This window comes from Virgibacillus aidingensis (genome assembly GCF_010994035.1).
GTDB lineage: Bacteria > Bacillota > Bacilli > Bacillales > Amphibacillaceae > Virgibacillus_N.
This window is the reverse complement of record NZ_WIXN01000001.1, coordinates 333564-349917: the sequence shown is the minus strand read 5'-3', so window position 1 is coordinate 349917 and position 16354 is coordinate 333564. Positions and strand designations below refer to the sequence as shown.

Genomic DNA, 16354 nt, shown 5'->3' with positions numbered 1-16354 from the left:
GTTCAAAAAACCCCAGAAATACTTGGTACATAAGTATTTCTGGGGTTTTAACTGTCAAACTTGAGAATTTAACATGTCCTATTTCATTCGTCAACAAATTTTAATATAAACCGCGGGATATTTTTTTAAGCTTTGGCTGCTATAATTGAATAAATAGCTTTTATTAAATAAGACTATTGGTCATCTTTTATGCATGAACTTCGACTTTCTCCTGATAAGCCAATTTACCATGGCATTTTCCGCATCCATATTTTTTCGTATTCACTTTCCTGATCCTTCTATATATAAAACCGCATTTTTTACATTTATATTCATGCTTATACATCAGTTGGTTAGATGGCAGCGGCTTACAGTACCTTGGCGACCCCGTTTTTTTTAATAAAAATTTGAAATCAGCATCCCCGTGTTTGTAGCCTTTCCCTTCTATATGAAGATGGTAATGGCATAATTCGTGTTTAATTATACCTATAAACTCATTTTCATCCGCTTCCATATAATACTTGGGATTTAATTCAATTGTTTTCTTATGAGGTAAATATCTGCCACCTGTTGTCCTTAATCGGGAGTTGAATTTAACCTGGTGTATAAAAGGTTTGTGAAAAAATTCCCAGGATAAGTCGTTTACTATTTTGTAAAGTGCTTTTTCATTTAAAAGATCCATACATAAACACCCAATTCTGCAATCAGATAAATATTAAATGACAAAATCTCTCATTCTGATATTTTTCTTTATCTTATCACAAAACGCTACAGGGATTAAACCCTATTAATTTACGTAAAATCAATATCTGTTTAAAATTATTGTAAATAAACATTGATTTTATTTTGTAGTTGATTTATACTATATACATACGTAATTTATTATGTGGATTTGGAGGGATACGTATCACCTAATTGTATCTATGCCAATAATACAAGTTACGGATACTTACATTTATCCAGTTTGATTTAATTATCATTTATTAGCTGCAGGTGAGAAAATGTTATCTCTATTATAATAGAGAAATTAGCATGATGTTCAATAATATGTAACAAATGCAGCAGTCTATATTCATAGTAAACTTATGTTTATTGTGATAAAATTACTATTGTATTTAAAATACAGGAGGGAATCGTTTATGAACGAGAAAGATATGCAAAACAAGAAGAAGTTGACCACTGCTTTTGGTGCGCCGGTACCGAATGATGATGATTCCAAAACGGCTGGTAAACGCGGACCATTGTTGATGGAAGACTACTGGTTCATTGAAAAAATGTCACATTTTGATAGAGAAGTTATTCCAGAACGCCGCATGCACGCAAAAGGCTCCGGTGCGTACGGTACCTTCACAGTAACTCACGATATTACAAAATATACAAAAGCCTCCATCTTTTCAGAGATCGGTAAACAGACAGACATGTTTATCCGTTTCTCAACAGTGGCCGGTGAACGTGGTGCCGCTGATGATGAGCGTGATATCCGCGGAACTGCCATGAAATTCTATACAGAAGACGGAAACTGGGATTTGGTTGGTAATAATACACCAGTATTTTTCATGAGAGATCCAAAGAGATTCACAGACTTAAACCACGTAGTTAAACGTGATCCTAGAACAAACGTAAACAATCCGAACTCTAAATACGATTTCTGGTCATTGCTGCCTGAATCACTTCATCAGGTTACCATTGTAAATAGTGACCGCGGCATCCCGGCAAGTTTCCGCCATATGCACTTATTCGGAAGCCATGCATACAGCATGATTAATGAAAACAATGAACGTGTATGGGTTAAGTTCCATTTCCGTACACAGCAAGGCATTAAAAACCTTACAGACCAGGAAGCGGAAGCTATCATCGGTAAAGACCGTGACAGCAACCAAAGAGACCTATTTGAATCTATCGAAAAAGGCGATTACCCTAAATGGACGCTATATATCCAGGTAATGACAGAAGAAGAAGCAAAAAATATGCCTTACAACCCATTTGACTTAACAAAAGTATGGTATAAAAAAGACTTCCCATTAATTGAAGTTGGGGAACTGGAACTAAACCGCAACCCGGATAACTATTTTGCAGAAGTAGAGCAGGCTGCATTTGCACCTACTAATATTGTACCGGGAATTGGTTTCTCGCCGGATAAAATGCTGCAGGGCCGTATTTTCTCTTACGGTGATACACAGCGTTACCGTCTAGGTGTCAACCATTGGCAAATTCCTGTTAACTACCCTAAAAACGCGAAAAACTTCCATCCATACCATCGTGATGGAGCAATGCGTGTATTAAACCCGGCAGAGGGCGGATCTATCTCCTACAGCCCGAACAGCTATGGGGAATGGGAAGACAGTAAAGAACATCAGGAGCCAGCGCTTGAAATCCTGGGAGACGCTGATTACCACAACTTCCGTGAAGACGATGATCTTTACTATGAACAGCCAGGTAAACTCTTTAGACTGATGAGTCCGGAAGAGCAGCAGCGTTTGTTTGATAACACTGCAAGAGACATGGAGGGTGTTACGAAACAAGTTGCAATCAGGCATATCAGCAACTGCTACAAAGCTGACCCGGCTTATGGCCAAGGGGTAGCTAAAGCACTTGGAATCTCCATGAGCGATGTGGAAGCAGCTGCAGGTCAAGAGAAATAAAAATAAATTAATATAAAGGCTGTAAATGCCGCTATCAAAAAGCCGATGGAGAAATTCAGTTTCTCCATCGGCTTTTTTGGTTCAATATAGCTTTTCCAGTAAGCAATTATTCCATATTGATTCAGCTGGCAGCCAGGAGCGAATCCTCAGGCATTTGAATACTTGATGAAAGCTTTATTTTTCAATCATTGTTAAAGCAACTCTTCCTTTTTCCACATCTATGTTTTCTACCCAAACCGTAACCACATCTCCGACTGAAACAATATCCATCGGATGCTTTACAAATTTATTTGCCATCTTCGAAATATGAACCAGCCCGTCCTGTTTTACCCCGATATCTACAAACACACCAAAATCCACCACATTGCGGACTGTGCCCTGCATTTCCATTCCCTGTTCCAAGTCTTCCAGGGTCAGCACATTTTGCTTTAACAGCGGCTGTGGAAAATCATCCCGCGGATCACGTTCAGGCTTACTCAATGCACTGATGATATCTTCGAGTGTCGGCACACCAATTTCCAGTTTTTCAGCCATCTCTTTTTTATTTTCGAGCTGCAGTTTCCCGGCCAATTTTTCCGACCCTATATCCTCCAGTGTACATTCCAGCATGCCCAACAGTTTTTCCGTACGGCTATAGCTTTCAGGATGTATTGGTGTTCTGTCCAATGGATGATCTCCATCAATGATTCTCAGAAAACCGATTCCCTGTTCATAAGTTTTGGCACCAAGACGCGGAATTTTTTTGAGTTGTTTCCGGTTTATGAACTTACCTTCTTCATTTCGCTTTTTCACAATATTGTTTGCTACAGTGCTGTTTAAACCAGCGACATATTGCAGAAGAGAACTGGAGGCAGTATTTACGTTCACCCCAACCTGGTTTACGGCAGTTTCCACTACGAATGTGAGTGATTCGGAGAGGGCTTTTTGACTCACATCATGCTGATACTGACCGACACCAATTGACTTCGGATCAATTTTCACCAATTCTGCTAATGGATCCTGTACCCGTCTTGCAATAGAAGCCGCACTTCTTTCCTCCACCTGCAAGTCAGGAAATTCTTCCCTTGCCAACTTCGAAGCGGAATACACACTCGCGCCTGCTTCATTCACAATAATATACGGGATATCCAGATTGTTAGTTCGAATGACATCTGAAACGAATTGCTCTGTCTCTCTGGAGGCGGTCCCGTTGCCAATAGCAATTAATTCTGCGTTGTTTTTTTCTATAAATTCCATGACGGTTTTTTCTGCGCCTTTCACATCATTTCTGGGTGCAGTCGGGTACATCACGCCTACCTGCATTACCTTGCCTGTTTCATCTACTGCTGCCAGTTTACACCCTGTCCTGAAAGCCGGATCAATACCAAGGATGCTTTTTCCTTTTAATGGCGGCTGCAGCAACAAGCTTTTCAGGTTCTTTGAAAATATATCAATAGCCTGTTCTTCTGCTTTTTCAGTCAGGCTTTTGCGTATTTCTCTTTCAATCGATGGCTGTATTAATCTTTTGTAGCTGTCCTGTATTGCTTCTTCCAGAATCGTTTTTACTTGTTGTTTTGCGCTTGATGTTATTATATTGCGGGTTAAATATGCAATAATCCTCTCCACAGGCGGCTCAATTGTTACCTTTAGCACACCCTCCTTTTCCCCGCGGTTCAGTGCTAAAACCCTGTGAGAGACGATAGAACGGACAGCCTCATGGTAGTCATAGTACATTTCATACACTGCCTTTTCGTCTTGTGCAGTGTCTTTTGCTTCTGAAACCATAGTTCCCCGTTTGAAAGTTTCATCCCTGATATATTCCCTGTTTTTTGGTTCATCGGAAATCCATTCAGCAATAATATCATTCACGCCAGCTATGACGTCGTCCACGTTATGTAATGCTTGTTCCTCAGAAATATACGCTTCTGCTTCCCCGGAAATATCTTCAGCTTCCTGCTGCCAAACTAACTCTGCAAGTGGTTCCAACCCTTTTTCTTTTGCAATCGTCGCTTTTGTCCGGCGTTTCTGCTTATAAGGACGGTATAGATCCTCTACTTGCTGCAATTGAGTAGCTTTCGTTATTTCTCCCTTTAATTCTTCGGTTAATTTCCCCTGTTCATCAATAATCCGAATGACTTCCTGCTTTCTTTCGGATAAATTAACGGCATAGTTCCATTTATCCTGAATGGTTTTAATTTGTATTTCATCCAGGCCGCCGGTCATTTCCTTTCGATAACGTGCAATAAAAGGAAGTGTATTCCCTTCGTCTAATAGTTCGATGACTTTATCCACAATGCTTTTTTTAATTTGCACATCGTTCGCAACCAATTGACTCAGATTTTCATTTAATTCATATGCCAAGCCATGTTCCTCCTTTATACTGTAAAAACTTGACTTATCACCAAATATGGAATGTGTATGTCACGCAGGGAAGATATTTTCTTGCCTGCCATAGCTTATTTTATCAAAGAACACGCTTTTTTCATAATACCATTGGATCAATCCGGGGGAAGCACTGAGCGCGGAGGAAGATAATTTTGGCTGGGACTCCATTGTTTTATACTAAGAGGGATTTATCGTTCGATAAAAGAAAAAAATTGCAACACGAGATCCGTCCCCGTGTTGCATTACTGGTAGCGCATGGCTATTAAGGTTGTGTCGTCGTCTCTTTCCGGCTTGCTTTTATATTGAAATGTTTTAATAATATTTTCTACATTGTTTCCAAATATATCCAAGTCCGATAAATCTTTATCATTTACCCCATCAGAAAACATGATAAAATTCATGTTTTTTTCAAGCCTTTCCTGAATAACTTTAAACTTACGGGGATAACCTGCCAGATATCCCGAACTTGGTATATTGCGCTTTTTCTTCTTGTTTCTATTTGCTGTCACTATTCCTATATTCCCAATGGATGAAAAGGAATATAGCATGGAATCAAAGTTTATCTTTAATATTCCCAGTACGACTCCTCTTTTTCCAAATAGCTGTTCATTGCAAATTTTAATGATGCTTTCAATAGATTCATTCATATTTTTTCTGATAATATCGATCACAATCTGCGAAGACTCACGGGCATATTCACCACTGCCTAAACCATCCGCAATTGCACAAAGAAATTCATTTTCGGTTTCCAAATAAAAATAGCTGTCTCCGCAGTAGTACTTACCTTTTTTCGGTTTTTGGAAAACAGCAACGTTTATTCTCTTCATGTCAGTCAATCAAATACCTCCGTGCTTTCGGCCTGAATGGCTTCCCTCAACTTGCGCAATGACCGACGTTGTAACCTGGAAACATGCATTTGCGAAATGCCCAATAACTCCCCTGTTTCTTTTTGGCTTTTATTTTCAAAATAGGTGTACTGTAATATAAGCTGTTCTCTTTCCGATAAAATAGGCAGGATTTTCTCCAGCATCATCTGCTGATCAATGTTATTATAGCCTGATTCATCATTTCCAATCAGATCCAGTATGGCCACAGTGCTCCCATCCGAATCCGCTTCTATTTTACGATCAACAGAAAGTGCTTTATAGCTTTTGCCCATTTCCATCGTTTCCAGCACTTCCTCTTCCGTCACATTAAGGTAATCTGCAATTTCTTTAATCGTTGGTGAGGTCTGATTGGCTGTTGTCAGCTCGTCCACTGCCTTTTTAATCTTTGGTCCAAGTTCTTTAATTCTTCTGGGAACATGAACACTCCAGGTTTTGTCACGGATAAATCGTTTTATCTCCCCAATAATGGTTGGAATCGCAAAAGACTCAAAGGATTTACCAAATGATTCATCATATCTGCGTACTGCAGCCAGCAGCCCAATCATGCCCACCTGTACCAAATCCTCATGAATAGAACTATTTTTGGAATACTTCCTTGCTATCGATTCCACAAGATCCTGATAGGTAAGGACAATCTTTTCCTGCAAAGCTTCATCTGAAGGGTTTTTCTGCAAATATTCTATCCACTGGTAAACCTCATCCCGCCCGTTATTGTCTGGTTGAGATTTGGTTGTCATCAAAGCCCACCTCTGTTTCTGCAAGATACTTTGTCATTAATACAATGACGCCGTATTCATTGTTGATTTGAACTTTATCCATTAACGCGTTAATGAGAAAAAGTCCAAACCCGCCCTCGCGCAGATTTTCCACATTCTCCGATTCCTCATATGGGCCTATATCACTTTTAATTTCCTTAATATTAAAGCTTCCGCCATGATCTGCCACCATAACTTCCAGACGGTCCTCATATATACCAAAACCAATGGTCACCTCTCCGCCGTCTTTTTCACGATAGGCATGGGTGACAGCGTTCGTAATTGCTTCGGACACGGCTACTTTTAAATCTTCAATATCTTCATAGGAATAACCCATTCTATTTGCAATCCCGGCAATACTTAGACGGACTACACCAACATATTCAGCTTTTGCCGGTATCTTCATTTCAATAAAATCCAATGCTTCCATGATTAACTTCCACCCCGAATCGCTGAGTTTATATCCAACACTTCATCCAAGCCGGTTATCTTAAACAAACGGGCTACTTTTTCCTGCGGATGTACCAGTTTTAAATGACTGCCATTTTCTTTCGATGCCTTTAAACCGCTGATAAAGACACCAAGTCCTGTACTGTCCATATAATTCACATTTTCCAGGTTGACCTCGACTACATGATCGGGATGCTTTGTCAGCGGCAGAAGTTTTTCTTTTAGGTCGGGTGCTGTATATGCATCAATTTCACCAGAAAGATGAACGATAGATTTTTTATCCTCGGTCAAAATATCAATTGTTAAATCCATTATTTTCCTCCTTATGTAGCATTTTTATGGATAACAGTTTTCTTTTATAGATACAAATTCCTATACCCGAACTTTAATATCGTTAAACTTCTTTTTTCAAAACAGCCAGTGTAAAGTCATCCCTTAATTCAAATCCCTGCAGGCGTTCAAAATACTTATATACTTGATCCACCATTTCCTGGGCAGGGAGGTGAATATGATTCCTCATTATATCCAACAGTTCCTCTGTTTCGATAAAGCGATCCCCTTCTTTTGCCTCGGTAACACCATCCGTAAAAAATATAATCATATCGCCGGCACGCATTTTCTGCTCAAATTCTTTATACTTCGTTTCCGGTGTCACACCAAGAACAAGTCCTTTCGTCTCCATTTCTACAAAGGTTTCCGTTTCCGCATTATAATAATACCCGGGTTCATGTCCTGCAGAGGCATATCTCACTTTCTCCTCCGAAGGGCAATATTGTGCATACAGCATCGTAATAAACATGCCGGGATCCACATTCTGTTCTACTACCCTATTTAAATTGTACAAGACATTACTTGGTGACTTCTGTTCTTCCGGGTAACTTTCCATGGAATATTTTATCATGGACATACAAAGTGCTGCCGGGACTCCTTTTCCTATAACATCTGCAATGGCCAATTCCAAGCGGCCATCTGCTGCTTTAGTAAAATGATGATAATCTCCATTCATATCATTCGCAGGCTCACTTCGGATACCAATATCAATGCCTTCAATTTCCGGAATGGGGCTGCCTAAAAGGGTGTTTTGCATATTGGCTGCCACAGCGATTTCCGATTTAAGCTCAACCTGTTTTTCCCTCAGCATTTGAAACTCCTGGTGAGCCAGGCCATAGGAAATCATCGCTTCAAGCAAAAAATTCAGTGAACGCCTGTAGTCTTCCGATAATTGAGGGTAAATATCTTCCATTGCCTGCATATGTACATTAACAATTTCCTCGGGTAAAATATTTTTCTGGATAAATGATTTACTTACTTGCTCTACTCCATATAGAGAAGTTTCATCCTGAGATTCAATATAACGTTTTAATAAGCCTTTATAACTTTCCACATTTATATTAATAACGTCATCCATCCTTCTATCCCCCAAATGCATGATTGTTATTTATTCTTAGTATGCTTTTTCTGTTCAGTACAGAAGGGAAAGTGTTATACTTTCCCTTCCATTCATATGCACTGATAAATTGGGTGCATATATTTCTTATATTTCTATTTATCTTAAGTATTTTATGGCTTTTACATTCGTCCCTTTGCCCCCGTCTGATTTCATATCAAACTCGTCCATCAGACGTTTCACTCCCGGAAGGCCAGCCCCCAGCCCTCCCGAAGTGGAATACCCATCTTCCATTACTCTACTGACATCGTCAATCCCTGGGCCTGTGTCAATAGCTATGATACAAATGCCTTTTTGGTCTATCCTATTTATTTTCTCGAAACAGACTTTTCCTTCGTCTGCATATAAATAGATATTGCGGGCTAATTCCGATATCGCGGTTGCTATTCGTGCCTGGTCCACTGTGCCGAACCCAATCTCTTTAGCAATGTCCCGGCCTAATTGTCTTGCACCTACGATATCCCATTCTCTTTGGATTGTAACACAGGTTTCAGGTTTCATTTCTATTCACCTAATTCCTGGTGTAATTTATTTAGACCTTGTTCCAGGTCTAAAGCAGTCGGCACATTTTGTAAATGAATCCCAAGATCGATTAATGTCATTGCCACTGCCGGCTGGATACCAGTCAGAACTACCTTCGCCCCCATTAGATCCGCCATTGTCACCACATCGCCAAGTACCTTTGCAATAAAAGAATCAATAATTTCTACGGATGTCAGATCAATTACAACACCGGAAGAACCGCTTTTATGAATCTTATTAAGCAAGTCCTCCTGGAACTGTATGGCTGTATTATCGTCTAGTTCTGTCTGGATGGATATGAGTAAATAGTTATGCAACTTTAATATAGGTATTCGCATTCTCCTCACTCTCCTTGCTTCATAGCATCAATCAGACTTTCTATACCATCGCTGTTTCCATCGTTCGTATTACTTTTTCCGTTTACATCAATTACTTTTCGATTTGTTATTTCCAGCGCACTCGTAAATCCTTTTCTCAATGAACTTTTTGTCGGAAATTTGCCCAGGTCAATGCCGAGATTTACGATAGTCTGGGCAATCTCAGGCCGGATCCCCACCAGAATACAAGTAGCACCAATTAACCGGACCGCTTCTGCAGCCTGTATGATGTGGTGAGCAACCATGGTATCTACCACAGGTACACCGGTTATATCAATTAGTACCACTTCTGCATTATGGGTAATTACACCTTCAAGCAAATTCTCCATTATTAATTTTGCACGCTCTGTATCAATCGTACCGATCAATGGCATTATCGTGATTCTGTCCATTACCGGGATAAGCGGGGCAGATAACTCCTGGAGTGCTACACGCTGCAGGGATACAATGTGTTCCCAGCTTCCGGAGTATTCATTCACAAGCTGCCGGATGAGCGGACCTACCCATCGGTCTACACTTTCCAGAACTTCCGAAAAATAATTGGAATCCACTTGATCAGAATTTTTCAGCAGGTAATCAATGGTTACTTTGCGAAATGCCTGCAGCCCGTCCGTAATGTAACTAAGCGGCCAGCCAAGATTAATAATTTTCTCGGAAAATTCCTCTACTACCTTTGTGGAACCATGATCTTTTACACTAGTAAATATAACATTCACGAATTCCCTGTTTGTACTCTCAAATAAATCATCCGAAATACTTGATGTATAGTTTTCAGTCTTTAAGGACTCTACTTCCTTCAGCCACATTTCAACTATCTGATCACTATTATCCAAAACCAATTGCTTAAACTTTTGGTCCATTTAGTTACCTCCATTATTCGAGCTATCATTCTATAGAATATTGTCACATGTTTATAAGAATTCTGCAATCAATAACGCGGAGCAGAGGGAAAAGCTGATTAAGGGCAATATATATTTTAATTACGTATAGTGTAGCATATTTTTACGATTTTTGTATTTTTTTCACTAGGACTCCAATCGAATCTTTGACTTTTTTAAACAGCAGATTTTAGATTAAGAGATATGCTGGCAGCCAGGGAAGAAATTGCAGCACGCTCATACTGGAAAATTGCCTCCGTATGTGATTAAGAGTTAAATGATAAAGTTACATGTGTAAAAATGTCTCCGGTATGTAATTGAAGTTTAATCAATCAGTTGAGAACACAGATTTATTATATCCCAATAGTTAATCTGCGCGTATGTATCATATAGAACCAGGGTTAACCAATAATTCATCTCCATAAAATAATGCTGGTGGTTTTACATATGAAAAATGGGGTATAAATTACTACATGAAATAAAGGGCTTATATTCCGCCAAACAAAAAATACCCCTGTCCATTTTAAACAAGGGTATATCATTCGCTGTACATGTCCTTTAAACCGAGGCTTATTTCCAGTGCCTGGTTGATCTTGGCCATCATTTCACTATCAAGTTTTGTTATTTTATCCGTTAGGCGCTGCTTATCCAATGTGCGGATTTGTTCCAGCAATATAACTGAATCACGATCAAAACCATAACGTTTTGCATCAATTTCCACATGGGTAGGTAATTTTGCCTTTTGAATCTGGGCAGTAATAGCAGCAACTATAACGGTTGGACTAAACCGGTTTCCAATATCATTTTGCAGTATTAACACCGGACGTACGCCACCCTGCTCTGACCCAACAACAGGGGATAAGTCGGCGAAATATACTTCACCTCGCTGAACGATCAACTTGTTACACCCCGATCACAGTGCGCTCTAAGGTGTTTTCAGCCTCCTCTTCAGCTTGAAAAGCTTCTGAAGCTATTGTCAGATTAATGCGGCCCATTTCTTCATAGCCCTTTTGCATTGTTTCACGAAATTGCTGAATGTGCTCATTTCTCTTTTGCTGCAGGTAATTTTGTGTAGCCTGACATATGAAATCACTTAAGTCACTATTTTCATATTTCATTAACCCATCCACCTCGTTTATAAGGTTTTTTGGCAGTTTCACCAAGATTTCCTGTACACTCTCTGACAAAACCTATGCACCTCCGCCAACTGTTGCACGTTCTTTATGAAATTCATTATAATAATACCATTGAACAAGCCCATTTGCAAAGGGGTATCGTTATTTTTTTATAAAAATCGTTTCTTTTTGTCGATAATCGAATTTATAACCAGACAGATTTATTCCGTCAGCTGCGGAATCCGCTTGGTTTAAGAAGTGTTATTCTGCGCTACCTAAGTGGACCTGCAATAAATTAAATTCTAATTATGATCATAGCATAGATATAGTCCATAAGCCATAGCTAATTTAAATTCACTCCAATTAAATATATGCCTGTTTTTCTGTTTCATGCATAAAATATTACATGATTTTATCTCATGTTAAATTTTTATGACGGCTTTTAAAGTCGGACGATACAACTATTCCTGCAATGACATATTCATTTCCATTAAATTTTTAATTCCCTTGACATAACGGCTATGTGAAGGTTGATATTGATCAACAGTACCAAATACCCGGAAAACTCTCACTCGCAGAATGATCTGGTAAATAGCGGGATCCGAAAAAACTGTCGCGCTTCTCCAACCGGACTTATGTGGCAAAGAACGAGGACGTTTTGGCTGCATTCGTTCACTCATTGGCGGGATCAGGCGATGAACGGGACGGGGGGCGCTGCTTTCCTTCACTCATCGGCAGGATCAGGTGACGAACGGGACGAGGGTCGCTACTTTCGTTCACTCATCAGCAGGATCAAGTGACGAATGAGACGGCGTTCCCTCCTTTCGTTCACTCATTGGCAGGATCAGGTGACGAACGGGACCGAGTTCGCTACTTTCCTTCACTCATCAGCAGGATCAGGTGACGAACGGAACGGAGGTCGCTACTTTCCTTCACTCATCAGCAGGATCAGGTGACGAACGGAACGGAGGTCGCTACTTTCCTTCACTCATTGGCGGGATCAGGTGACGAAAGAGACGGCGTTCCCTCCTTTCGTTCACTCATTGGCGTGTTCAAGCGACGAACAAGACGGGGTTCGCTACTTTCCTTCACTCATCAGCAGGATCAAGCAACGAACGGGACGGGAGTCGCTGCTTACTTTCACTCATTGGCGGGATCAGGTAATGAACGGGACGGAGGTCGCTACTCTCGTTCACTCATCAGCAGGATCAAGTGACGAACAGGATGGGGTTCGCTGCTTTCGTTCACTCATCAGCAGGATCAAGTGACGAACGGGACGGAGGTCGCTGCTTTCGTTCACTCATTGGCGGGATCAAGTGACGAATGAGACGGCGTTCCCTCCTTTCGTTTACTCATTGGCGGGATCAGGTGACGAATGAGATGGGGTTCGCTACTTTCGTTCACTCATTGGCGGGATCAGGTGACGAATGAGACGGCGTTCGCTGCTTTCCTTCACTCATTGGCGGGATCAGGTGACGAATGAGACGGAGTTCGCTCCTTTCGTTCACTCATTGGCAGGATCAGGCAACGAACGGAACGGGAGTCGCTGCTTTCCTTCACTCATCAGCAGGATCAGGTAACAAAAACGGGACGAAAATCCCATTATTCGTGTGTTCATTTAATAAACGCAAGACTTGATCAAAGTAAAACGAACCAAAAATTTCTTAAAACTTATGCATAATCACTCATAATATGTCCATTGGTTTTTTCCAGCTACATTAAAATTATCTGCCAAAATTCTTCGTATTGGATATTTTGTCTCTACTATATGGCACCAATCATAAATGATATTGGTCGTAATCCTATTATTCGGGAATAAAACCTGAAATTCCTTAATGGCTCTTAATACGGCATTTGTAACCGACTCACTATAACCACATACGTGACACCGGCATTTTCTTTTATCAACTTTAACAGCAAAATTTTGGCATTCCGAGCAAGTAATTCCTTTTTGTAATTGATCATAACTGTATGGGGGCAGCTTACTGTATGGTGACTCAATTTGATGTAAAGCCACTAATTGTTCAGCAAGTTTTTTATGTTTTGCTGTTAGTTTCGAAGGCTTTTTATCGAAATTTCCTAAATATCTATTGATCTGTGTTGGTAAAATAAATGGCTTGTCCATAGGAGCTTGATATAAGGTGAATTCAGGATTGATAAATACTACAGAAGCATTAATTTGGGGATTGAAGCCGAGACTGTGAATTAGCTGTCGGAGTAAGGTTTCGAATCTGCTCACTTGGATTAACGGATTAACAATTTCCCGCTTTGGTTTCTTAAATAGCCTGTCAGATTGGTAATAATAATCGCCTTCCAGGTTCTTTACTTCATAAAGGTAAATATTTTCCGGCATCATTATTAGTGAATCAATTTGGAAGGTAGTGTTACTGACTTCGAATAATAGATCATTTAAGATCAAACAATCGCATTGCAGCTTTTCCGTAAATGTATCAAACAGCTTCTCTCCTTCATAGCCTTTTTTCAGGCTGAAATAGTACTGCTTTTCCTTGCTGGTTAAATCTGTTCGCTTGTCCAATAATTCGAGGATCATTAATTCTTTGGGCTTAGTACGAGGTTTATAAAGCATTGGCCACATCCTTATTAAATTAGAATTTAAATCTATTATATCGGAGAATTTGAATAAATAAAACGAAAATGTTCTAAAATTTATTAGTATCAAGTGAAAGTTAATGGAACCTGCTTATGCTTCTACACGGACTAGGCCGGACAAAAGATTAATTCTTCTTAAAGATCTTTATTGAAACTATATTATTAACAAAAATTCTGCGTCTATATCAGAAAAACCGCATTCTCTCTTCTGCGCTATAGCTGTGCCTCGTCCCACCGAAAACATTGGGAATGCGGTACATGGTTCCTCGCCCCACCATAAAAATTGGGAATGCGGTACGTGGTTCCTCGCCCCACCATAAAAATTGGGAATGCGGTACGTGGTTCCTCGTCCCACCATAAAAATTGCTGAAATTTATATTTAGCATAAAAAATAAAAAGCAGACCCCCTCTCCTTTTATGAGTCTGCTTAAACATATTCATGCTACTTCACTTCTTGATTTTCAACGGATTGGGCAATTTGGACCATTTCCTCCTGTGTTAATTGGTCACTCGCCAAAATGAAGTCCATCCCCCCGGAACTCCACTCGATCATATTTTCGGAAATGGCACCAATGGAATGCCCTAGGTTGACAATATCCCCGTTTACTTCTTCCGGAGAGGATAGGGTCGATTGCACATCCAGCTGTTCTTGTATAAGGGTGAAGTTTTTATCTCCGGTATAGGATAAAATCACCCGTTTCCCGTTTTCCAGTTCTACTTCCTTCTGCTCTGTAAGTTCTGCCCCGGCCATGTAGGATGGAAACACCACTGTAAAAGGACTTTCTTCTGTGGCCTGGCCGGAAGTTGGCTCATCTGCTGCTCCGCCTGCCATATTTTTCTCCATAGTGAAGTCGTCATCCTCAAAAGCCGCTTCCTTATCAAAGCTGGAGAAATTAACTTCCACTAAAGCATTCCCGTCATGATCAAGCACCTTTACAGCAACAGGTGTATATGATTTTTTATCGAATTGTATCTCTTGGAATGGCAAATTGTTATTGCTTTGGTAATTTGTTTTTGTCCGGAAAATATAATGGGAATCAGTGGATTCGAACTCAGCCTCCGGGTCCGTGACAACATCATTCACGAGTGATTGGTATAAATACGGCTGGCTGCTGTTTTCCGGCCAGTCCGACTGAAACTTGAAATTCTTCTCCAATGCCGGTGTTAAAACAAATACACCATCTTCATTCTTCAATATGATTTGGCTTTCCTCATGCTCTGCTTCATTCGATAGACTTACCCGGTAGAAATCCGGCTGCTTATGCCAAACATCAATGGAAAATGTTTGGTCTTCCTGACCGGTCTTCATGCTCATCTCCGCTTCTGCTTTATACCCCTCCATTTCTTCCAGGGACTTCTGCAGACTTTCTGCTACATCCTCTTGAGACTGCTCGCCACAAGCGGATAATAACAATACCATGCCTAAAACGAATACGCTCCAAAAAACAAACATTCTCTTCATGGACATATCTCCCTTGTCTTTAGAAAACTTTGCTTATCGCTTAAGGGAATTCATAAAAGCCTACTTTGCTTTCTCAGAAGCCCTTATGCTGTGAAGTGCAAGCTTAATGGCGCGACTTATTTCAGAGGGTGGACAAAACTATTTTAGTAAACATAAAACCGAACATTCTTAATTTTTTTGCTTAAACACAATCCGGAAATAAACTTCGCTTTTACCATTGGCACAAGTGCGAAATCCGATCAAATTTCCTTTCGTCGTTTTCTCGATATCTACTTTGCCGCGGGCGGCTGGTCAGCCTGTGCGTGCTCGTTATGCTGCAAGTTTCTTGGTGATGCAGCACTTTTCGCAAGGAAATATTGCCGCCTCACCTAAGCACCTAAGTCTATGATCCGAATACTTTTACGGTGGGGGCAAGCATTTAGTGCAGCCCCACATCTTTGCGGTGGGGCAAGCATTCAGCGCAGCCCAAGCTGTCTGCGTATATTTCCGGAGCTAATATGGCAGATTGTTCGTCTAATCCATGCTTACTCGGAGTTCTGTTTCACCCTCCTGTGCGTCGCTTCCAAAGCTTTTCTCGTGCACTTATTCAGGTAAGAAAGTTTTATGCTTTCTTGCCTGTCCGATAAACAACAGGGAACAGTGTCAATCAGAAAAGAAAACATACGATATTGGTCTTGCACAGCTGATGCACAAACAATTCACTCGCCCGCATGAAAACCATTTTTCCCCCTTTTTTTAAAGCAGGCAGTTCTATATCCATTTCTAAAGTCCGACCTTACTGTTCTTTTTCACTCCGGCTTGTCCGGATATTTCTTCTGGAATCCCTCAAAATTTCAGGCAACGCAAAAGCTGACCAATATCGTATA

Annotated in this window: 16 protein-coding genes; 2 read left to right on the top strand and 14 right to left on the bottom strand. The window is 40.4% G+C overall.

Translation table 11 applies throughout. The features are described from left to right. Positions 1 to 187: 187 nt before the first annotated feature. Positions 188 to 661 carry a SprT family protein gene (locus GHD25_RS01895; protein ID WP_164214640.1) on the bottom strand — a complete coding sequence of 158 codons (474 nt, stop codon included), beginning with the start codon at positions 659 to 661 and terminating at the stop codon, positions 188 to 190. A gap of 457 nt (positions 662 to 1118) precedes the next feature. Here GHD25_RS01895 and GHD25_RS01890 point away from each other — a divergent pair, with 457 nt between their 5' ends. Beyond that, positions 1119 to 2621 (top strand): catalase, encoded by a 1503-nt coding sequence (locus GHD25_RS01890; protein ID WP_164214639.1) that lies wholly within the window; start codon positions 1119 to 1121, stop codon positions 2619 to 2621. A gap of 174 nt (positions 2622 to 2795) precedes the next feature. Here the strand turns inward: GHD25_RS01890 and GHD25_RS01885 are convergent, their stop codons facing one another. The 11 genes from GHD25_RS01885 to GHD25_RS01835 form a co-directional block, all read right to left on the bottom strand. Beyond that, entirely contained in the window at positions 2796 to 4937 is a 2142-nt protein-coding gene (locus tag GHD25_RS01885; RefSeq protein ID WP_462943508.1) for a Tex family protein, read from the bottom strand. 290 nt (positions 4938 to 5227) lie between these two features. Continuing rightward, positions 5228 to 5812, bottom strand: a complete 585-nt coding sequence (locus GHD25_RS01880) for a protein phosphatase 2C domain-containing protein (RefSeq protein ID WP_164214665.1) — start codon at positions 5810 to 5812, stop codon at positions 5228 to 5230. Between the two features lie 5 nt (positions 5813 to 5817). After that, complete coding sequence (gene sigB / locus GHD25_RS01875) at positions 5818 to 6609, bottom strand: RNA polymerase sigma factor SigB (protein ID WP_164214637.1); 792 nt, start codon at positions 6607 to 6609, stop codon at positions 5818 to 5820. Next, positions 6581 to 7057, bottom strand: coding sequence for an anti-sigma B factor RsbW (gene rsbW / locus GHD25_RS01870; RefSeq protein WP_164214636.1), 477 nt, complete (start codon positions 7055 to 7057; stop codon positions 6581 to 6583). The genes sigB and rsbW overlap by 29 nt, the downstream gene beginning before the upstream one ends. Before the next feature lie 2 nt (positions 7058 to 7059). After that, positions 7060 to 7389 (bottom strand): STAS domain-containing protein, encoded by a 330-nt coding sequence (locus GHD25_RS01865; protein WP_164214635.1) that lies wholly within the window; start codon positions 7387 to 7389, stop codon positions 7060 to 7062. 82 nt (positions 7390 to 7471) lie between these two features. Next, positions 7472 to 8485: a PP2C family protein-serine/threonine phosphatase gene (locus GHD25_RS01860; RefSeq protein ID WP_164214634.1), complete on the bottom strand. Its 1014-nt coding sequence runs from the start codon at positions 8483 to 8485 to the stop codon at positions 7472 to 7474. A 138-nt stretch (positions 8486 to 8623) separates the two neighbouring features. Continuing rightward, on the bottom strand, positions 8624 to 9025 hold the full coding sequence (locus GHD25_RS01855; protein ID WP_164214633.1) for an anti-sigma regulatory factor: 402 nt from the start codon (positions 9023 to 9025) through the stop codon (positions 8624 to 8626). 2 nt (positions 9026 to 9027) lie between these two features. After that, complete coding sequence (locus GHD25_RS01850; RefSeq protein WP_164214632.1) at positions 9028 to 9384, bottom strand: STAS domain-containing protein; 357 nt, start codon at positions 9382 to 9384, stop codon at positions 9028 to 9030. Positions 9385 to 9389: 5 nt separating this feature from the next. Further along, the gene (locus GHD25_RS01845) at positions 9390 to 10283 is read right to left on the bottom strand and encodes an RsbT co-antagonist protein RsbRA (protein WP_164214631.1); all 894 of its coding nucleotides are present in this window, start codon (positions 10281 to 10283) and stop codon (positions 9390 to 9392) included. Between the two features lie 556 nt (positions 10284 to 10839). Further along, positions 10840 to 11199, bottom strand: coding sequence for a type II toxin-antitoxin system PemK/MazF family toxin (locus tag GHD25_RS01840; protein WP_164214630.1), 360 nt, complete (start codon positions 11197 to 11199; stop codon positions 10840 to 10842). Between the two features lie 4 nt (positions 11200 to 11203). Further along, positions 11204 to 11488, bottom strand: a complete 285-nt coding sequence (locus GHD25_RS01835; RefSeq protein ID WP_164214629.1) for a CopG family ribbon-helix-helix protein — start codon at positions 11486 to 11488, stop codon at positions 11204 to 11206. A gap of 971 nt (positions 11489 to 12459) precedes the next feature. On the opposite strand from GHD25_RS01835, the gene GHD25_RS01830 reads away from it, so the two are divergent. Continuing rightward, entirely contained in the window at positions 12460 to 12684 is a 225-nt protein-coding gene (locus GHD25_RS01830; RefSeq protein ID WP_164214628.1) for a hypothetical protein, read from the top strand. A 413-nt stretch (positions 12685 to 13097) separates the two neighbouring features. On the opposite strand, the gene GHD25_RS01825 is transcribed toward GHD25_RS01830, so the two are convergent. Both GHD25_RS01825 and GHD25_RS01820 read right to left on the bottom strand, forming a co-directional pair. Further along, positions 13098 to 14003 (bottom strand): nuclease-related domain-containing protein, encoded by a 906-nt coding sequence (locus tag GHD25_RS01825; protein ID WP_164214627.1) that lies wholly within the window; start codon positions 14001 to 14003, stop codon positions 13098 to 13100. A 465-nt stretch (positions 14004 to 14468) separates the two neighbouring features. Continuing rightward, a complete protein-coding gene (locus GHD25_RS01820) occupies positions 14469 to 15488 on the bottom strand; it encodes a LolA family protein (protein ID WP_164214626.1) in 1020 nt (339 codons plus the stop codon). Between the last annotated feature and the right edge of the window lie 866 nt (positions 15489 to 16354).